Below are 20,250 nucleotides of genomic sequence, written 5' to 3'. Positions count from 1 at the left end.
ACTACTTAAGTTTTGCTATTATGCAGTTCCATTCCCCATCCTTATTAACCTTAACAACTTCAAAACCGCATTCTTCTAACTTATTAGTAACCATTTCTACTCTATCATGTATAATTCCTGATGTTATAAAGTATCCATTTGGCTTAATTACTCTACTTACATCTTCAGTTAATATACAGATAATTTCTGCTATAATGTTAGCTACAACTATATCAGCCTTACCATCAATAACTTCAATTAAGTTTCCATGTAGAATTTCAATATTGTCTATGTTATTGAATCCTACATTTTCTTTCGCTGATTCTACCGCTACTGGATCTAAGTCAACTCCAACTGCAAGTTTTGCACCAAGCTTAGCTGCTGCAATGGCAAGTATTCCAGAACCACAACCAACATCAAATACAGTACTGTCTTTTTGAACATACTTTTCTAAAGCTTGAATACACATTCTTGTAGTTTCATGTTCACCTGTTCCAAATGCCATTCCTGGATCCAATTCAACTACTAATTCTTCATCTTCTGCCTCATATTCTTCCCATATTGGTTTGACAACTATTTTCTCTCCTACCTTTGAAGGCTTATAGTACTTCTTCCAGTTGTTTGCCCAATCTTCTTCATACATTTTTTCAAACTCTACTTTACCTTCACCCACATCAATTCCTAATGATTTAATTTCTTCAACCTTTTTATTGATATAAGCTATTATTTCATCTATATTATCTTCTTCTGAAAAATACCCTTTAACAACTGCAAATTTACCCTTGTGTTCTAGTACATTTATATCTGCAAAGTCCCATGTTAACGGTCCTTGTTCTCTACCTAATATATCTTCTGGATCCTCTATAGCAACACCCTTACAATCTAGTCCGTAGAATATACCAGAAATCGGTTCTAAAGCCTCACTTTTGGTAATTACTCTAACCTCTATCCAAGTTCCTTCCAAAAAAATCAATCCTTTCGCTTATTCTTTGACTAATATAATATTTTACACTTTACATTTAAGTTATGTCAAGGAATGCCTTATATTAACAAAGGGTTGTATCAGCTTGGATACAACCCTTATATTTTATACTGAATATTTATTTACTAAGTTCATAAATTCATCTTCTTTTATGTAATCTTCAAACTTAATATTACCCTCTTCAAGCTTCATAGCTAACTCATATAAAAATTCTGGTATTCTCTCTGGTAACATATCTCCCTTAAATTCACCTAACCTTACATTTTCCACTGTAAAATCTCCATTTATAAACAATCCAAAAACATCTTTTACAGCATCATCTACTCTCTTCTTCTTACCTGTAAAGCCTATCTTTCCTATTTCATGTACTCCACATGAATTTGTACATCCTGAAATATGTACTCTTGGCATTAAATCTGAAGAATAATCTTTCCCTTTAAAGTAGTCTATTATATCAAACAATAACCCTTGACTATTACCTATTCCTATTTGACATGTTGGAACACCTATACACGCCACGCTATGATATATTTCAGCTTCTCCCCCCATCTTCTTAGTAATATTCAATAAGGTTTCTGCTTCTTTACCATTTAAGTTTCTAAAGTATACTCCTTCAGTCATTGCAAGTCTTACTTCTATATCCTCAAAGTTATCTATAGTATCTAAAATCTCTCTAAGATCCTCTAATTTCAATTGTCCTCCTACTGGATGCAAATATACAGTATAAAGTCCCTCTTGTTTTTGCTCTATTAATCTCTTATCTTTAACTTCTGTTTTTATTCCTTCTTTTTTTATCTCAGTAGGATGAAGCTTTAATTCTAATCCACCTTTTTCTTTTTCAGCTTTTGTATAAAGCTTAAATTGATTAACAAACTCTTCATCTCCCATTCTATCAGCTATATATCTAATTCTAGCTTTAGCTCTATTTTTATAGTCTCCTTCTGCTATAAAAAGATTAGTCATTCCTTCAATATAATAAAGAATGTCCTTAGCTTCTATCAATTCATCTAGTTCTATAGCTTTTCTTGGATTATTTCCAAGTCCTCCACCTATATAAACTTTGAAATATTCTTTTCCATCTTTCTTTACAGCAACAAAACCTAAATCTTGCACTGTACAATGAGCTGTATCCTTAAAAGAATTAGAAAAAGATACTTTTAACTTTCTAGGCAACTTATATGTATAAATCTTCTTTAGAAAGTGATTACCAACAGCTAATGCATATGGAGTTGGATCAAACTCTTCTTCCTTATCAACACCTGCTAAGGGTGAAAGAGCTACATTTCTTGGAAAGTTACCTCCAGCTCCTCTAGTAAATAAATTCACTTCTAATCCTTCCTTCATTAAATCACAAGCACCATCTAATGTTAACCCATGTAACTGTATTGCTTGTCGTGTTGTAAAGTGAATGCCACCAAGACTATGCTTTTTAGCATAGTCATAAATTAAATTTAATTCATCTGAATCAGTTACCCCAGAAGGTATTCTAAATCTTATCATAAACTCTTTTCCACCACGGTGTGCATACATCCCCATACCACCTGATTCATGTTTAAATTGCATCAAGTTTAATTCTCCATCTAAAAACTTATGACCAACCTTTCTAAAATCTTCAATTTCACCTAATAGTATTTCCTTTAAACTGTTCACATCTCCACCTCATATTAAAAGTTTTTCTTATGTTTCTATATAATCTATTCTATATTCATAGTTTTTCCAAGTCCAATAGGAATTATTTATACTATATATAGGAAAATTGTTATAAGAAAAAAAAAGACTGTGAAAAAATACTATTCTTTCACAGTCTTTTCTTTATTTATTAAATAAATTAAATCCTTTTTTGTGAGACTTATGCTCGCCTTCAACAGCTTCACCAGTTGCTTCCATAAATGCAACTAAAGCTTCTTTGGCTTTATCACTTAAATTCTTAGGAATATCAACTACAACCTTAACGTATTGATCTCCTCTACCTGATGAATTAACTCTAGGAACACCTTTTCCTTTAAGTCTAAATAGAGTTCCTGATTGTGTTCCTGAAGGAACTGTGTACTTAACATCTCCATCAACAGTTGGAACTTTTATTTCTGTTCCAAGTGCAGCTTTAGCCATAGATATGTGAGTATCTACATATATATCATTACCCTTTCTAGTAAATTGCTTAGAAGGTGCAACTCTTATCTTAATATATAAATCTCCTGGTGAACCGCCATTTTCACCATGTTCACCTTGACCTCTAAGTGGCATTACATTACCTGTATCTACACCTGCTGGTATCTTAACAGTAATCTTTCTATTCTTTCTAACGTGACCTTTTCCATGACATGTATGACACGGAGTATCTATAACCTTACCTTTTCCTCCGCACTTATCACATGTAGTAGTACTTACAAAGCTTCCTAATGGAGTCTGCCTTTGTACTCTTACTTGACCTGAACCTCCACAAGTTGGACATGTATTAGCACTTGTTCCAGGCTCAGCACCTGATCCATGGCACTCCTCACAGTTTTCACTTCTTGTTATAGATATCTCTTTTTCTGTACCAAATACAGCTTCTTCAAATGTTAAACTTAAAGTATATTCAATATCATTTCCTCTTACTGGACCATTTCTTCTTCTACCTGATCCACCACCACCAAAGAATGTATCAAATATATCTCCAAAGCCTCCCATATCAGAGAAATCAAAGCCACCAAATCCACCTGCACCGAATCCTGCTCCTGGGTCAATTGTTCCAAATTGATCATATTGAGCTTTCTTTTCAGGATCAGAAAGCACTTGATAAGCTTCATTTATTTCTTTAAACTTTTGTTCAGCTTCCGTATCCCCTTGATTTTTGTCAGGATGGTATTTTATAGCTAGCTTTCTAAAGGCTCTTTTTATTTCATCATCACTAGCGCCCTTTTGAAGCCCTAGGACTTCGTAGTAGTCTCTGCTTGCCATCTATTTTTCACCCACCTAATTTTTATTAACTTTAGAAAAGGGAAGACGACTTTTGCCTTCCCTCTCTTATTATATAAGATTCATATTAATTGTGACAACTATTTATCTTCATCTACTTTAAAATCTGCATCTACAACATTGTCATCATGTGGAGCTGATCCTGCACCTGGGTTTCCTCCCATGTTGTTTGGATCAAAACCTGCACCTGCTGCTCCATTTGCATTAGCATCTGCATAAATCTTAGAAGATACAGCATAGAATTCTTGAGTTAATTCATCCATTGCCTTCTTGATAGCTTCTAAATCTTCACCATCTTTAATCTTCTTAACTTCTTCTAATTTAGCTTCAATCTTAGCCTTATCTTCAGCTGATACCTTATCTCCAAGTTCATTTAATGTCTTTTCAGTTTGGTAAACAACTTGATCAGCATTGTTATGAACTTCTATCTTTTCTTTTCTCTTCTTATCTTCTTCAGCGAACTTTTCAGCTTCCTTAACAGCTCTATCTACTTCATCATCACTTAAGTTAGTTGAAGCAGTGATTGTGATATTAGCTTCCTTACCAGTTCCCTTATCTACAGCTGATACCTTAACAATACCATTTGCATCTATATCAAAAGTAACTTCGATTTGAGGGATTCCTCTTGGAGCTGGAGCAATTCCTGATAGAGTAAATCTACCTAAAGTCTTATTATCAGCTGCCATTTGTCTTTCACCTTGAACGATATGAATTTCAACTGAAGTTTGACCATCTGCTGCTGTTGAGAACACTTGGCTCTTTCTTGCAGGGATAGTTGTATTTCTTTCTATTAATGCAGTAGCAACTCCACCTAAAGTTTCAATACCTAAAGTTAATGGAGTAACGTCTAATAATAATACGTCTTTAACTTCACCAGTTAAAACACCTGCTTGAATAGCTGCACCTATAGCAACACATTCATCTGGGTTAACTCCCTTTGAAGGATCTTTTCCTGTAAAGCTCTTAACTGCTTCTTGAACAGCTGGAATTCTTGTAGAACCACCAACTAAAATCACCTTATCAACTTGATTCATTGAAAGACCTGCATCAGATAATGCTTTCTTCATTGGCTCAATTGATCTTTGAACTAGATCATGAGTTAATTCATTGAATTTAGCTCTAGTTAAGTTCATATCTATATGCTTTGGACCAGTTGCATCAGCAGTTATGAATGGTAAGTTAATGTTTGTTTGAGTTGAAGATGATAATTCTATCTTAGCTTTTTCAGCTGCTTCTTTTAATCTTTGAAGAGCCATCTTATCATTTCTTAAATCTATACCATTTTCAGCTTTGAATGTTTCAGCAATGTAGTCCATAACCTTGTTATCAAAGTCATCTCCACCTAGCTTAGTATCCCCATTTGTTGATAATACTTCGAAAACTCCATCTCCAAGTTCTAGGATAGATACATCGAAAGTACCTCCACCTAGGTCATAAACTAATATCTTTTCACTCTTATCAGTCTTATCTAAACCATATGCTAATGATGCAGCAGTTGGTTCGTTTATGATTCTTAATACTTCAAGACCTGCTATCTTACCAGCATCCTTTGTCGCTTGTCTTTCAGCATCATTGAAGTAAGCAGGTACTGTAATAACTGCTTGAGAAACAGTTTCACCTAAGTAAGCTTCTGCATCAGCTTTGATTTTTTGAAGAATCATAGCTGAAATTTCTTGTGGTGAATAATCTTTACCGTCTATATTAGTTTTATGATTAGTTCCCATTTCTCTCTTAATTGATATTATTGTTTTATCTGGGTTTGTAATCGCTTGTCTTTTAGCTACTTGCCCAACTAATCTTTCTCCATTTGCTTGGAACGAAACTACTGATGGAGTAGTTCTAGCTCCTTCTGAGTTAGCTATAACGACTGGTTCTCCACCTTCCATTACTGCTACACATGAGTTTGTAGTACCTAAGTCAATACCTATAATTTTTCCCATAATTTATTCCTCCTCAAACATAGATAAAATCTAGTTTTTATTTCTTATATATTAAAATTTTTAATTAGTTAGCTACTTTGACTACAGTATGTCTAATTACCTTGTCGCCTCTTTTGTATCCTTTCATAAATACTTCAGCAACTACATTAGTTTCTAAAGATTCATCTTCAATATGCATTACTGCTTGGTGCAAATTAGGATCAAATTCTCCTGAAGCATCTATTTCTTCTACACCTAACTTATCAAATGAACTTTGAAGACCCTTTATTGTCATTTCAATACCTTTTTTTAGATTTTCTACACTTCCATCAGCTGCCAATGCTCTTTCTAAGTTATCAACAACTGGTAGTATTTCTTTTATTACATCTGCACAAGAATCTGTATAAATTCCTTCTTTTTCTTTAGCAGTTCTTTTTCTATAGTTTTCATATTCAGCAGTAACTCTAAGAAGTCTATCTTTTAAAGCTTCTACTTCATTATTAAGTCTTTTAACTTCATCCTTATTTTTTCTAAGCATAGCCAATTCATCCTCTTCACTTTCTCCATTAGTGCTTTCTTCTTGAGCTACTTCTTCATTTTCTAATATTTCTTCAGCAACATCTTCCTGAAATACTTCTTCATTTATTTCCTCAGTAGTTTCTTTTAAATCTTCTTGAACATTCTTATTTGTTTCTTCCATTATAAACTCTACACCTCTTCTCGTTATTTTTAATCTAAGCCTTGGCCTTTTAACATATCATTAAGTTCTTTCATCACTTGAGCCATTATTGAAATCACCCTTGAATAGTTAATCCTTTGTGGACCTATAAGCCCTATTGTACCAATTGGTCTATCTCCTAAAGAGTATTCTGCTGATATTACACTACAATTTTTGGCTCCTGGTATATAATTTTCATCACCGATTTTTATTGTAATATCTCCTTTAGGTTCAATAAGCTCAATTACATAATCTTTATTATAAAGAAGATTTAATATCTCCTTAGCGCTTTCTATATCATTGTATTCTTGATAGTTAAATATATTTGTTGTTCCTTCCATGAATATTTCAGATGAATTTTCTTCTTTTAAGCTATCATATAATGCTGTTACTATTGCATTAAACAAATCATCATATCCAACGAAATCTCTTTTTAAGTTATTTATTACCTCTAAGTTAATTTCGTCTATTGTAAGATTTTGCAATCTTGAATTTATAACTTTATTTATGGTTTGTAACTCTTCAACTGAAGGAACTTTAGCTACCTTTATTCTATGATTTTTAATTACTCCGCTATCAGTTACAATAACAGAAACCAAATTAAATTCATCTACCATCAATAATTGAACTGACTTAATATAGCTTTGTCTAACGGATGGTGTTTGTACTACACAGGTAAGATTAGTCAATTCAGAAAGTAAAGTGCTTGCTTGTTTTACAATTTTGTCTACTTCTAGCATTGCACAATCAATAAGATATTTTTTAATCCTTAATTCTTCATCAATGGAAAGCTTTGACCTTTGCATTAAGTTATCAACATATAATCTATAACCTTTACTAGATGGCACTCTCCCTGCTGATGTATGAGGTTGCTCTAAATATCCCATATCCTCTAAATCTGACATTTCATTTCTTATTGTTGCTGAACCAACACCTAAATCATACCTTTTTGCTATTGTTCTAGATCCCACTGGCTCACCAGTATTAATATAATCATTTATAATGGCTTCTAAAATTCTAATTTTTCTATCATCAATAGCCATAACCTCACCTCGTATTGTTAGCACTCACCAAGTTTGAGTGCTAATGACTATATTTAAAATATATTATTTCTTTATTCCTTTGTCAATTTCAAATACTTCTCACCTTTTTCTATTTTCTTCAAAAAACCATGATTATTTTACTTTATTTCTATTTTTCTTTAGTTTTCTAAATATTACAATATCATATCACTCATGACCATATTAGAAAGCTCTATACCTTTATCAGTTAAATATATTCTTCCTCTTTTTCTTTCTAATAATCCCTTGTTTATATTACCTTCAATAACATCTTTATAGACATTATCTACATCAGTATGAAATCTTCTTTTAAACTCTTCCTCTTCAATACCACAATTCATTCTTAATCCCATAAACATAAATTCTTCTATGTTATCATTTTTAGTATTTATAATCTCTTCATCTACTATACTTTTACCACTACCTATTCTTTTTATATACTCTCGTAAATCATCTATATTCTTTATTCTCTTTCCATCTATATACGAACTAGAAGATGCTCCAACTCCAATATATTCATTACACATCCAATACACTTCATTATGTAAACATTCTTTACCTTCCTTTGCATAATTAGAAATTTCATATTGGTGATACCCATTTTCTATAAGGATATTTTTGCATTTCTTATACATCTCTCTCTCTTCTTCCTCTGATGGAAGCTTTAACTTATCTTCATTATATAATTTATAAAAAGGTGTTCCTTCTTCAATAATTAAACTGTAGGCTGATATATGTTCTGGATTTAACTTTGCCACTTCTTCTAAACTATCAGTCCAATCCTTGACACTTTGGTTTGGCAATCCAAACATCATATCTATATTTATATTATTAAAACCTACACTTCTTGCTAAATTATAATTATCTTCAAAAGCTTCAAAAGTATGTATTCTTCCAATTCCCTTTAACAAATTATTTTTTGTAGTTTGTAACCCAAAACTTAATCTGTTAATTCCTCCGCCCTTCATAATATTAAACTTTTCTTCTGATACAGTACCTGGATTACATTCTATTGTTTTTTCTGCATCTTCAATAAAATTTATATTTTTTATTCCCTTCATTAGCTTACTTAAATTTTCTTCATTTAAATACGAAGGTGTTCCTCCTCCAATAAATAAACTTCTTACTTCATAGTCTTTTATTTTCTCTTTTAATTCAATTAATAAAGCCTCTATATAATCACTCATCAAGTCATCTTTTCTTGCATATGATGGAAAATCACAATAAAAGCACTTTTGCTTGCAAAAAGGTATATGAATATATAATGCTACTTCCTTCATAAATTAATTCCTCCCAAAACAAAAAGAGGCACTTTAATAGCACCCCTTAAGTTTATTATAGTAACGCTTCTGCTTCTTCTTTTAACAATTCTATTTTACTTTCAGCTTCTACAACCGAAAAATCATAAATTTCTTTAAAGTTAAAGAAATAATTTGCAAAGGCTATTTTTTTATCTCTTCTAATATCTAAACTAACAGCTATCTTATCAAGAAAATCTATTTCTTTATCTCCATATTCCCCATCAACTAAAGCTAGCCCAACTAATTCAAAATAAACTATAGACTTAATTCTATTTTTAGATTTTTTTAATACATTAATAATCTCTTCATAAGATAAATTTTTAATATCTTCTTCCTTTAAACTTAATTCATCTAAATAATCATATATTAATCTTTTTTCTTCCTTAGCAAATGTTTCATCCACTTTAGCAAATTGAGTTACTAAACTTAAAAAAGCACTAGCCTCTTCTGTATTTAATTCAGTTAAAAACATAATAATCCTCCTAATTAACTTCTCATTATTATCTTAAATCTATTTTATAGGATAATTACTTTATTTGCAAAAATAATTATAATATTATTTTTCCTTTAGATCTATATCAATAGTATTGTGCATTAAAACATCTCTATAAACATTTACTATTTCTGTATTTATCTCTTCATCCCCTAACTTAATATCCATCCATGAATGATCACCATGAATTGCTAAATAGCTATCAACCACTCTACCAGTTAAAATTACAGGTATCACATCTCCATTTTTTCTTCTTACAGTTCCTGTAGTATAACCTTTTCTCCTTAACTTCTTTGGTTTTATCTTAGTGTCTCTCATTAAAGCATCTAACATTATCATCCCTCCAATAAATTTTATTTCTTTAAATTATATTGAGAAGATAATATTTTAATTACAAAAGCAATCCAGCCATAATGAAATTATTTTTTTCTAACATCTCATTATATTATTTTTATTATTTTTACTTTAAAAGAATATATATTCTTTTAAAAAATATATTTTAGGTAGATAAAAAAGCTCAAGCTTAAATTGCTTGAGCTTTCGTTATTAATCAACTTTTAATACAGCCATGAATGCTTCTTGTGGAACTTCAACAGATCCAACCTGTCTCATTCTCTTCTTACCTTCTTTTTGCTTTTCAAGAAGCTTCTTCTTTCTTGAGATATCTCCACCATAACACTTAGCTAATACGTCTTTTCTCATTGCCTTTACAGTTTCTCTAGCAATAATCTTAGAACCTACAGCTGCTTGTATCGGAACCTCAAACATTTGTCTTGGAATTATTTCTTTAAGCTTTTCTGCAATTCCTCTTCCCTTATGGTAAGCTCTTTCCTTTGGAACTATCATTGATAAAGCATCAACAACATCTCCATTTAATAATATATCAAGCTTAACAAGTTCTGTTTGAACATATCCCTTAAATTCATAATCAAGAGAAGCATAACCTCTTGTTCTTGATTTTAATGTATCAAAGAAATCATACACTATTTCATTTAGAGGCATGTCATAAGTTATTACCGCTCTTGTTTCCTCCATATATTGCATATCAATATATGTTCCTCTTCTTTCTTGGCAAAGCTCCATAACTGCACCTACATAATCTGTTGGTGTAATAATAGAAGCCTTTACTACTGGTTCTTCCATATAATCAATTTCAGTTGGTTCAGGAAGATTTGTAGGGTTTGTAATATCTAAAACTTCTCCATCGGTCTTTATTACCTTATAAATAACTGATGGTGCTGTTGTGATAATATCTAAATTAAATTCTCTTTCTATTCTTTCTTGAATTATTTCCATGTGTAGTAATCCAAGGAAACCACATCTAAAACCAAATCCAAGTGCTATAGAAGTTTCTGGTTCAAAGTTTAATGCAGCATCATTTATTTGAAGCTTTTCTAATGCTTCCTTTAATTCATCATACTTAGCTCCATCAACAGGGTATATTCCTGAGTAAACCATTGGCACAGCCGGTTTATATCCTGGTAATGCTTCAGCTGTTGGTCTATCTGCATAAGTTATAGTATCACCAACTCTAGCGTCTCTAACATTTTTAATAGAAGCCGTAACATATCCAACATCACCAGCTCTTAATTCTCCAATTGGGAATAGTCTTGGAGTGAATACACCTACCTCAACTACATCATACACCTTATCTGTAGCCATTAACTTAATCTTAGTTCCAGGTTTAACAACTCCATCAAGAATTCTTACATAACAAACTACACCTTTATAGCTATCATAGTAAGAATCAAATATAAGCGCCTTTAAAGGAGCATCTTCATCTCCTTCTGGGGCTGGTAATCTTTCAACAATTTCTTCTAAAACCTGATCTATGTTTAATCCAGTTTTAGCTGATATCATTGGAGCATTTTCTGCTTCAATTCCTATTACATCTTCAATTTCTTGTTTAACTTCATCAGCTCTTGATGAAGGTAAATCTATCTTATTAATTACTGGTGCTATTTCTAAATCATTATCTAATGCTAAATAACAGTTAGCTAAGGTTTGTGCTTGTATCCCTTGCGTTGCATCTACCACTAATAAAGCACCTTCACAGGCTGCTAAGCTTCTAGATACTTCATATGTGAAGTCTACGTGACCTGGAGTATCTATAAGATTTAGGATATACTCATTACCATCATCTCTTCTATAAACAAGTCTAGCTGCTTGTGATTTAATTGTAATTCCTCTTTCTCTTTCAAGTTCCATATTATCAAGAACTTGAGCTTCCATTTCCCTTTGTGTAAGAGTTCCTGTAGCTTCTAAAAGTCTGTCTGCTAAAGTAGACTTACCGTGGTCTATATGGGCTACTATTGAAAAGTTTCTTATATATTGTTTTCTATCATTATTCATATATTAAAACTGTCTTATATAGACAGTCACTTCACCCCCATTATAAGAATCAGCTAAATTATAACATACACCACTTACTGTGTGTCAATAAAAATAGAATTTATGGGGTTTATCCATTATTTGTTTATTAATTAAACAAATCTTCTACTTTAGAAAAAACTCCCTTAGCAAAGTTTATTAAATTTGATTCCGATTTTATAATAAAATCCTTTTCTCCTAATCTAACCATTGTTTCTTCATCTTCTTCAACATATATTTTTACAGGTGATTTATCTTGAATAAAATTAGAAAAATCCTCACCAAATTCTTCACTAACTAATTTATAGTTATCGTTTGTGTTCCCTAAAGGAGATAAAGCTTTTGTGTTTAATATATTAACCTTTATTAAACCTATTAAAGTAACACAAAATAATACTATTAAAAATATTGTTTTAAACACTTTCTTTTTACGCAAAAAGAACACCCCCAAAGATAATTTTATATCTTTAAGGATGCTCATTAAGAATATTTTTATACATCTATTTCCTATTTAAATGTTCAGCTATTAATCTTGCAATATATTTCGCTGTATTCATTGCTTCTTGCGTAGTATTAACATTACCTCCACATTCTATTAACAAAGATCCATCTGACAAACCAAGATTTGGACCACATTTTGCTCTTTTATAATCTGTCCTTTGTCTTATTAGTCCAGGAAACAACTCATTAGCCTTTCCTTCAAACTCGTCTACTAACGCTTTATTAGCCGCATATCTACCACTATTTTGCCCTAATACAAACATTATCTTAGCAACATCTTCATTATTAATATTTGCTGTTACTGTCTTTTTCTGAGGGCCACCATCCCTATGCAAGTCTATAATTAAATCAAAATCTCCATACTTTTTCAAATATGATTTAACTGTATTTCCCGATACCTCATAACAGGTTGTAAAAGACAAATAATGATTAGTCTTATCATGTATTACTGAAATACCATAATCATTTTCTAAAATCCTAGTTAATTCTTCTCCAATCCCCACTACATTCTTACTATTATCCACTGTATCACTAGGTCCATCTGAATAACCTTCTGTAGTATGGGTATGGTATATTAAAACCCTAGGTTTTGAATGATCTATATTTGTTTTTAAACTTTTATCATAAACCCCACTTACCTTTGACTCAGTAGGCTCTACTTTTGAAACTGATTCATCATTTAAGAAAAATGGATTTACTGTTATAGATGCAATACTTGCATCTTGTTCACTAAAACCTTGCTTAAAAAAGCTTATCTCATTGTTTATTATTCCAAAATGACTTAAATTGTTTAGCCCTAAAGCTTCTAAGCATACATTTTTTAAGGTCATACTACTTTCATGATAATCCGATTCATCATAAGCCTGTTCCTCAAACAGCGGCAATCCAAAATTTAGCATTTGAACATATGCATAGCCCCCTCTTTCATTACTAGATATTAGAACCTTATATACTCTAAATGCAAATAAGGTAATACAAGCTAACAAAACTACTATACCAATATTTATTTTAGGCCCTATCCCTGGTTTCTTTATTCCTTTTTTATACATATCTTTATAACCCCCTAGCCTTAAATATTATTACTTTAATATTTATATGAGGGTTTTACATAATTATTATTGTTTTATTCTAATTTAAAAATTTATTTATATCTTCCATTGTCATATTAGGTTGCAGTGCTATATTAATTCCATTAGATATAATTTTTGATAATGACTCTATCATTAAATCAATCTCTTTTGGTGTAACAACTAAATCTCCCACAAAAGGTTCTAATACTTCTCTTATCAATGCACCTTTTTCATTTCTGTCAATATTTTTAAGCATATTAAAGAACTCTTTTCCCTCTTCTGCTTGATTTATAAAGTTATCTAATACTAAATCTATAGTATCATTAGCTATAGTTGATGCATGCACCACTGTAGGAACACCTATTGCTATCACCTTAACTCCTAGTGTTTCTTCATTTATTTTCATTCTATTATTTCCAACTCCAGCACCTGGAGATATTCCTGCATCACTTATTTGTATGGTCTTATTTACTCTTTCTACCTTTCTAGAAGCTAGTGCATCAATACAAACCACTAAATCTGGCTTTATCTTTTCTACCAAAGACTTAATTATTTCTCCAGTTTCAATGCCTGTTACTCCTAAAACACCAGGTGCTATAGCTGCTACTGGAATAACACTATCATCAATAGCCTCCGGCATAACTGCCTTTAAATGCCTTGTTACCATAATTCCTTCTACAACCTTTGGCCCTAAAGCATCAGGTGTTACCTGCCAATTTCCAAGACCTACAACTAATGCTGTTTCATTCTCCTTTATTCCTGCTAGATTTTTCAAAGTTACTCCAAGCACCTTTGAAACACCATCCATAAGCTCTCCATCATAAGCTGTATACTCTGGAATATCTAAAGTTATATAAGTTCCTATAGGTTTTCCCATCTTGTCTGCTCCATCTTCATTGGTAATTTCCACCGTAGTCACTATAGTTCCTTCTACCTCTTCTTCTGTTACAATAACACCATCAATATCCGATTTATTCTGTTCTTTATAAAAATCTCTAGATTCAATAGCTAAGTCTGTTCTTACATTTATCATTACTCCACCTCATCACAATAATAGTCTCATTTGTATTTTTCCGTTTTACATAAATTTAATACTTGAATATAGAAACTTTCAATGCTATAATATGGTGTGTTGAATATGACTCGTACGCAGATTTCCCCAAAAACTGCAGAGGCCCTATAAAATTTAGAGGGGGTGAATTAAGAATGGCAAATATTAAATCAGCAAAGAAGAGAATTAAAGTTACTCAAACTAAGACTTTACAAAACAGAATGGTTAAGTCAGCGTTAAAGACTACTATAAAGAAGTTCGAAGCTGCTGTTCAAGCTAACAACGCTGAAGAAGCTAAAACTTCATTTGTAGGTGTTACTAAGGCTATCGATATGGCTGCTCAAAAGGGAGTTATCCATAAGAACATGGCTGCTAGAAAGAAGTCAAGATTAGCTGCAAAGTTAAACGCTATGGCGTAATTGTATAAACCGACCTATATAGGTCGGTTATTTACTTTTTATAAGAAAAAAGTATTGTATAAATCCATACAATACTTTTATTTTTTTACCATTAATGTATTTAATAATAGTAGTTCAAGTTCCATAGTCTTATCTATTCCACTACTTTTTAATCTATTTTCAGTTTCTATACACAATTTAAGTAGTCCTTCTAACTGTCTTATTGAAAACTTAGAACTCAAATTAATAAGCTTCTCACATACAAATGCAGGAACCCTTAGTTCAGACATAAAATCTTCAACTCTTTTTCCTTGAGATAATCCAACCTTTATTCCATATAGTTTTTTAAACTGTAATTCAATAGAGGTTATAATAAGCATATGTTGATCTGCCTTAAATAAAAGGTCATCCATAATATCTATGGCTCTTTCTATTTTCCTTTGGGATATTAAATCTACAAGATCAAATATATCCTCTTCACTTTTTGAAGGAAGTAACTTATCTATATCTTCTTTTTTTATATCTCTTCCATTTGCATAATTAACCAACTTATCTACTTCTCTTTTTATTATATCGAAGTTATTTTGCACCTTTTCTGCAAAGTATCTTACTTCAATCTTACCAATCTTTGCTCCAGACTCTATAAATATATCTTCTATTTTTTTATAGTATCTATCCCTTTTTAACTTATCAAATTGAACTATTGTAGTTATTTTATCTAAAGCCATTAACTTTTTATTTTTTTTAGCAGTTTCTCTCTTATCTCCAAAAACATAGTACATTACTAATAAAGTATGAGGAGGAACATCCTTTAAATAATCTTTAATGGTATTATACATCTTTGTACTACTACTATCTGTCTTATCCTTTAAAAAATTAGCTCTATACACTAATACAACTTTCTTTTCACTCATGAAAGGCATTGTTTCACAGGCATTTAAAATATCATCCATTGTGGTAGTTAAACCATCTAACTTTATATAATTAAGATCTCCAAATCCATCTTCCAAAAAAGGTTTAGTTAATAAATTCACTCCATCTTTTATTAATTCTTCATCTAAGCCACAAAATACATAAGAATTTTTAATGGAGTTCTGTTTAACTTCCTTTTCAAATATATCATAAGTAATCAAAGTAATCCGCCTTTCCGACTTATATATTAATATGTAAATATTTTATTATCAAAAATAATAATCCCTCGTACATTTCCTTCTACGAAATCTATTATATCACAATTTTCTTCTATCTTTGACCTATTATTAATCCTAAGCAAATACTCATCCTCATTAAGTTTAAGAATAAAATTCTTGTTATTACTTTTTAACTTTATACTATCAGATATTCTTATATTCTTTCCTTCTAAAATACTACTTTGAGCCAAGTTTTCTTTTTTAAGCTTCCCTATATCTATGTTTCTTTTATTAGTTACTATTGTCCTCTCTCCTCTATAGGACAACAATAAACCACCCTCTCTTAAATAATCAAACTTTAAAAATGGACTATATATGAAAATTGAAACGCAGAAAAAAGAAATAATAGGAAATGCAATAAACTTTTTATGTCCTTTACATATAAAATAAAAGCTTATTAACATTGACATGTAAACAATCGCCAAACTTTTATGGGAAATAAAACTTGTATTGCTGAAAGCATATAACTCTTCTATAAGATAATCTAATAAATCTATGCTCTTTAATAGTAGAAAACTAAAGAAATCAAATATAGATGGAATAAAAGAAATAACCATGCCTAAATTCCCCAATATTATTATGAAGTTTAATATAGGTATAACTAGAATATTTCCTATTAAAAACCACATGGAAAATTCTCTAAAAGCTATAATCATTACAGGTAAAGTAAATGCTTGTGCCCCAATTGACAAAGCTATAGTATTAGCAATATATTTAGGTAACTTATATAAATATCTACTTATTTTATTAGAAAATAATATTATCCCTAAAGTTGCTCCAAAGGATAAAATAAATCCTAACTGAAATATTGCATAGGGTTTTAATAGAATTATAATTAATGCACTTAAGGATAATCCACCTAAAGGATTATAGCTTTTCCTTAAAGATATTGCTGAAGATGAGCATACTATCATTATTAATGCTCTTAAAGAGGAAAAGGGAACACCAGTTAAAATAACATAAAGACAACTTAAAACTATAGCAAACTTATTACCAAAAAGCTTTTTTAGAGATAAAAATATAATACTAACATGAAGACCAGATACACTTATTGCGTGAATTATCCCTAAGTTCCTCATATCTTCCTTATCTTCAGTATCTAAAAACTCAGAATATCCAAAGGATAATGATGATACTAAAGCAGCTTTTCTTTGCCCTAGATTTTCTTTAAGTTTGTTGTAAACTGTTTTTCTTATAGAATAGATATTTCCTAAAATATCTTTGTTCAATACTTTTTGATTTTCTATTTCTAAGGCTCCAACTGTACCATCTTCTTTATTTATGTCCTTCTTAAAAACTCCAGAAATCTTAGCTCTATCTCCTAATTCTAAATTTTCTTTACTGTTTACTTTAACTCTCTTCCCCCTGTATTTCACAATGTTATAGTATCTTTTTTCCTCTACAACCCTTATGGTTCCTATAAACTTCTCTTCTAAATTTACCCTGTAAAAATTAGAATTAATAACTATACCAATTAGGAATAAAACAAATATTACTACAAAAAATTCTTTATTAGTATTTAAAACAATGAATATAAAAAAGAGGCTAGCAGAAAAAAATGCTAACCATCTATATTCATCAAAAATTCCATAAAAAACAGAACTCACCATAAAAGATAGAGTTATATAAATAATGGGGCTTTTCACTTTTTCTATATTCTCAATAAACATAGACTTTTCACCTCATTAATTTATACTTGCCACCTTTTTTACAATTAATTCAATTATTAAGTATATAACTAATATAATTACTAAGCTTGTCAATTCATATAAAGTAAATGAGACATCATTAAATATTCCAAATATACCAATTGATAAAATCCATATAAAAATAGTTGAATAAAGTAAAATACTACCTATATTAATATCAAATAATCTTGTTTTTAAATTTATAATAATATTTATTAATAAGCTACCTGTAAAGACTATTAAAAATACAATCTCACATTGCCCTTTTATAATATAAGATGCCAAAAATGTTAGCACACTACATGCTAATATTTTAACTATACTAAGACCTATCCCCTCACTCTTAAGTCCATATTTTAAAACTCCAACTGTTAAAATTGAAAAAATAACTAAGTTAGTAATAAGTACAGGAATGAAATCCCCCCCAACTTTATAATCAATTAATGATATAAGATTTAATGATATTAGCTGAGACAATAAAAACATTAATGTTATTTTTTCACATGAATATAAGTTCTTCATAAAACTTTGTGATACATCAAAAAGATTTAAAAATTTATTCAAGTAATTATCTTTTATAAATAAGTCAGAAACTTTCTTTACTATCTCTGGTGCTTTACCTTTGCTTATCCCTACTTTAGCTATACCTAAAGAAGATAAATCTCCTAAGGTTTCACCTGCAACCCCTACCTTATAACCATCCTGATTAAATAACCCTACTATTTTACTTTTTATTTCAGGATTTACCCTTGAAAATATTTTAGCTTTAGACAGAACTCCAATTAGCTCTTCTTTGGATAAGGAGTCTAATTCTACTCCCGAAATAACTAACGATGGGTCTGATATCAATCTGGTTTTTTGCCCTATAGCAGTTGCTGCTATTTTATTGTCATCTGTAAACAGTATAGGTATTATTCCTCTTTGTTTTATATTAAGAATTTGTTTGTCCACATCATCAATAATAGGATTTTCTAATGCAACTATTCCAACAAACACTAAATTACTTTCAACATTTTCTGAAAGGGATGGTTGATAATTAAAACTCCTATAAGCAACTCCCTGTGTTTTAAAACCTTCTACAGAATAATTAAAATCTAAGGCTTTTATCATCTTAATATCTTCATTTGTAATTTCTTTTTCTAAACCATCTATCATTATATGAGTACATCTCTCAAGTACCTTGTCTACATCTCCCTTTATATTTGCTCTATACCCCTTTTTAGATTTATTTAAAGTTGTTAGCATTCTTTTATCAGAATCCATAGGTACTTCAAATATTCTTTTATGCTTACTATCTAATAAAGATTTATATATCCTATTATTAGAAGCAAAACGTATGTATGCAATTTCACTTAAATCACCACTACCTGTATCTGTTTCAATGTTATAAGTAGAATTATTACATAATAAAAGAATATCAATAAGTCTATTAATATTAATATCTTTTTTATAATCTATTTTATCTATATCATATAACTTATTATTGGATACTATGCCCTTCACAACCATCTTATTTAAAGTTATTGAGCCTACCTTATCTAAAAATAGTATTTCTAAATCTTTTACTAACTCTAAAGTAGATGTATTAATAAGATCAATTCCATCCTTATTAAAATCTTTTTTCAATATATAAATATATGTATTTAATATTAATTCTACAGGTATAATTCCTAACAAAAATAATGAAACAGATAAAATTTCTTTATTTAATAGATAGATTATAAGACTTACAAAGGAGATAAATAGATATAATTTATTTATATTCTTATCTAACATAGATCTAAGAGTGTTCTTATTATTATTAGCATAATTCATTACAGTTAAAAGTTTACCAAGCTGAGTGTTATTACCTGTAGATATTACTATACCTGCACCTTCACCTTCTTTTATAACTGTTCCCTTAAACAAGATATTTTTCATCTCACTAATAGATGATACTTCGCCACCTATCTTACTCTCATACTTGTCCTTTAGAAAGTGCTCTCCAGTTACATTCTTCTCATCAACTTTAATATCATGAGCCCTAATGACTCTCATATCAGCTGCTATAAGTGATCCTTTTCTTACATAAACTATATCTCCAACAACCAAATCTTCTGCTTTAACAATTTTTTCAACTCCATCTCTAAGTACAGAAACAGTTGTGTAATTTATATTTTGTAAAAATTCCACTTGCTTTTTCTTCTGGTAAATATTTAACCACCTTAAGAAAATATTTGAGAACAATATAATAGTAACAAATAATGCTAGCACATAACTTTTATTCACTAAAAGAAATATATCTATAAATAAACAAATAAATAAATATATACTTATTAGTTCTTTTATGTATGAAAAAATTCCACCGCTTCCAAGTGGTAACTTTATTTTATTATCTCCATATGCTTCTCTTCTTTTAGGAACCAACTCCTCTGACAAGCCTTTATGTACATCACTACTTAATTTTTCAATAATAAACTTCCATGTATTGTTATAATAGAAATTCAAGTCTTCTCCCCCAATCCCTAGAAAATTAACTTCTTTAATAATCTATAATATAACTATACACATAAATAAAAGACGAGGATAGTC

The 20,250-nt window shown here is 30.3% G+C and carries 17 protein-coding genes; 1 reads left to right on the top strand and 16 read right to left on the bottom strand.

Features of this window, described 5'->3' with window-relative positions; genetic code table 11:
• Position 1: 1 nt before the first annotated feature.
• The 13 genes from prmA to gpr form a co-directional block, all read right to left on the bottom strand.
• Positions 2 to 943: a 50S ribosomal protein L11 methyltransferase gene (gene prmA / locus DR024_RS08590; protein ID WP_111918522.1), complete on the bottom strand. Its 942-nt coding sequence runs from the start codon at positions 941 to 943 to the stop codon at positions 2 to 4.
• Positions 944 to 1,066: 123 nt separating this feature from the next.
• On the bottom strand, positions 1,067 to 2,611 hold the full coding sequence (locus DR024_RS08585; protein ID WP_111918520.1) for a nitrite/sulfite reductase: 1,545 nt from the start codon (positions 2,609 to 2,611) through the stop codon (positions 1,067 to 1,069).
• Between the two features lie 162 nt (positions 2,612 to 2,773).
• Entirely contained in the window at positions 2,774 to 3,901 is a 1,128-nt protein-coding gene (gene dnaJ, locus DR024_RS08580; RefSeq protein WP_027099574.1) for a molecular chaperone DnaJ, read from the bottom strand.
• 98 nt (positions 3,902 to 3,999) lie between these two features.
• Positions 4,000 to 5,859 carry a molecular chaperone DnaK gene (gene dnaK / locus DR024_RS08575; RefSeq protein WP_027099573.1) on the bottom strand — a complete coding sequence of 620 codons (1,860 nt, stop codon included), beginning with the start codon at positions 5,857 to 5,859 and terminating at the stop codon, positions 4,000 to 4,002.
• 64 nt (positions 5,860 to 5,923) lie between these two features.
• Positions 5,924 to 6,538: a nucleotide exchange factor GrpE gene (gene grpE, locus DR024_RS08570; protein WP_111918518.1), complete on the bottom strand. Its 615-nt coding sequence runs from the start codon at positions 6,536 to 6,538 to the stop codon at positions 5,924 to 5,926.
• 29 nt (positions 6,539 to 6,567) lie between these two features.
• Positions 6,568 to 7,599 carry a heat-inducible transcriptional repressor HrcA gene (hrcA, locus tag DR024_RS08565; RefSeq protein ID WP_027099571.1) on the bottom strand — a complete coding sequence of 344 codons (1,032 nt, stop codon included), beginning with the start codon at positions 7,597 to 7,599 and terminating at the stop codon, positions 6,568 to 6,570.
• Positions 7,600 to 7,772: 173 nt separating this feature from the next.
• The gene (gene hemW / locus DR024_RS08560) at positions 7,773 to 8,897 is read right to left on the bottom strand and encodes a radical SAM family heme chaperone HemW (RefSeq protein ID WP_111918516.1); all 1,125 of its coding nucleotides are present in this window, start codon (positions 8,895 to 8,897) and stop codon (positions 7,773 to 7,775) included.
• Positions 8,898 to 8,952: 55 nt separating this feature from the next.
• Positions 8,953 to 9,390, bottom strand: coding sequence for a hypothetical protein (locus tag DR024_RS08555; RefSeq protein ID WP_027099569.1), 438 nt, complete (start codon positions 9,388 to 9,390; stop codon positions 8,953 to 8,955).
• 84 nt (positions 9,391 to 9,474) lie between these two features.
• The gene (locus DR024_RS08550) at positions 9,475 to 9,744 is read right to left on the bottom strand and encodes a hypothetical protein (RefSeq protein ID WP_027099568.1); all 270 of its coding nucleotides are present in this window, start codon (positions 9,742 to 9,744) and stop codon (positions 9,475 to 9,477) included.
• A gap of 213 nt (positions 9,745 to 9,957) precedes the next feature.
• Positions 9,958 to 11,763 carry a translation elongation factor 4 gene (gene lepA, locus DR024_RS08545; protein WP_055183616.1) on the bottom strand — a complete coding sequence of 602 codons (1,806 nt, stop codon included), beginning with the start codon at positions 11,761 to 11,763 and terminating at the stop codon, positions 9,958 to 9,960.
• Positions 11,764 to 11,890: 127 nt separating this feature from the next.
• A complete protein-coding gene (locus tag DR024_RS08540) occupies positions 11,891 to 12,217 on the bottom strand; it encodes a hypothetical protein (protein WP_027099566.1) in 327 nt (108 codons plus the stop codon).
• Between the two features lie 64 nt (positions 12,218 to 12,281).
• Entirely contained in the window at positions 12,282 to 13,331 is a 1,050-nt protein-coding gene (locus tag DR024_RS08535; RefSeq protein WP_034867013.1) for a stage II sporulation protein P, read from the bottom strand.
• A gap of 79 nt (positions 13,332 to 13,410) precedes the next feature.
• Entirely contained in the window at positions 13,411 to 14,385 is a 975-nt protein-coding gene (gene gpr, locus DR024_RS08530; RefSeq protein ID WP_027099564.1) for a GPR endopeptidase, read from the bottom strand.
• Between the two features lie 173 nt (positions 14,386 to 14,558).
• On the opposite strand from gpr, the gene rpsT reads away from it, so the two are divergent.
• Positions 14,559 to 14,822 (top strand): 30S ribosomal protein S20, encoded by a 264-nt coding sequence (gene rpsT / locus DR024_RS08525; RefSeq protein ID WP_027099563.1) that lies wholly within the window; start codon positions 14,559 to 14,561, stop codon positions 14,820 to 14,822.
• A 77-nt stretch (positions 14,823 to 14,899) separates the two neighbouring features.
• Here rpsT and holA read toward each other — a convergent pair whose 3' ends face one another.
• The 3 genes from holA to DR024_RS08510 form a co-directional block, all read right to left on the bottom strand.
• Positions 14,900 to 15,934, bottom strand: coding sequence for a DNA polymerase III subunit delta (holA, locus tag DR024_RS08520; RefSeq protein ID WP_111918514.1), 1,035 nt, complete (start codon positions 15,932 to 15,934; stop codon positions 14,900 to 14,902).
• Between the two features lie 26 nt (positions 15,935 to 15,960).
• Positions 15,961 to 17,601 carry a ComEC/Rec2 family competence protein gene (locus DR024_RS08515; protein WP_172458932.1) on the bottom strand — a complete coding sequence of 547 codons (1,641 nt, stop codon included), beginning with the start codon at positions 17,599 to 17,601 and terminating at the stop codon, positions 15,961 to 15,963.
• A 75-nt stretch (positions 17,602 to 17,676) separates the two neighbouring features.
• Positions 17,677 to 20,166, bottom strand: a complete 2,490-nt coding sequence (locus DR024_RS08510; RefSeq protein ID WP_055183620.1) for an HAD-IC family P-type ATPase — start codon at positions 20,164 to 20,166, stop codon at positions 17,677 to 17,679.
• Positions 20,167 to 20,250 lie beyond the last annotated feature (84 nt).

Origin of the sequence: Clostridium paraputrificum (assembly GCF_900447045.1) — a bacterium.
GTDB lineage: Bacteria > Bacillota > Clostridia > Clostridiales > Clostridiaceae > Clostridium > Clostridium paraputrificum.
Note: the sequence above shows the minus strand (reverse complement) of the source record. Positions and strands in the feature narration are given on the sequence as shown.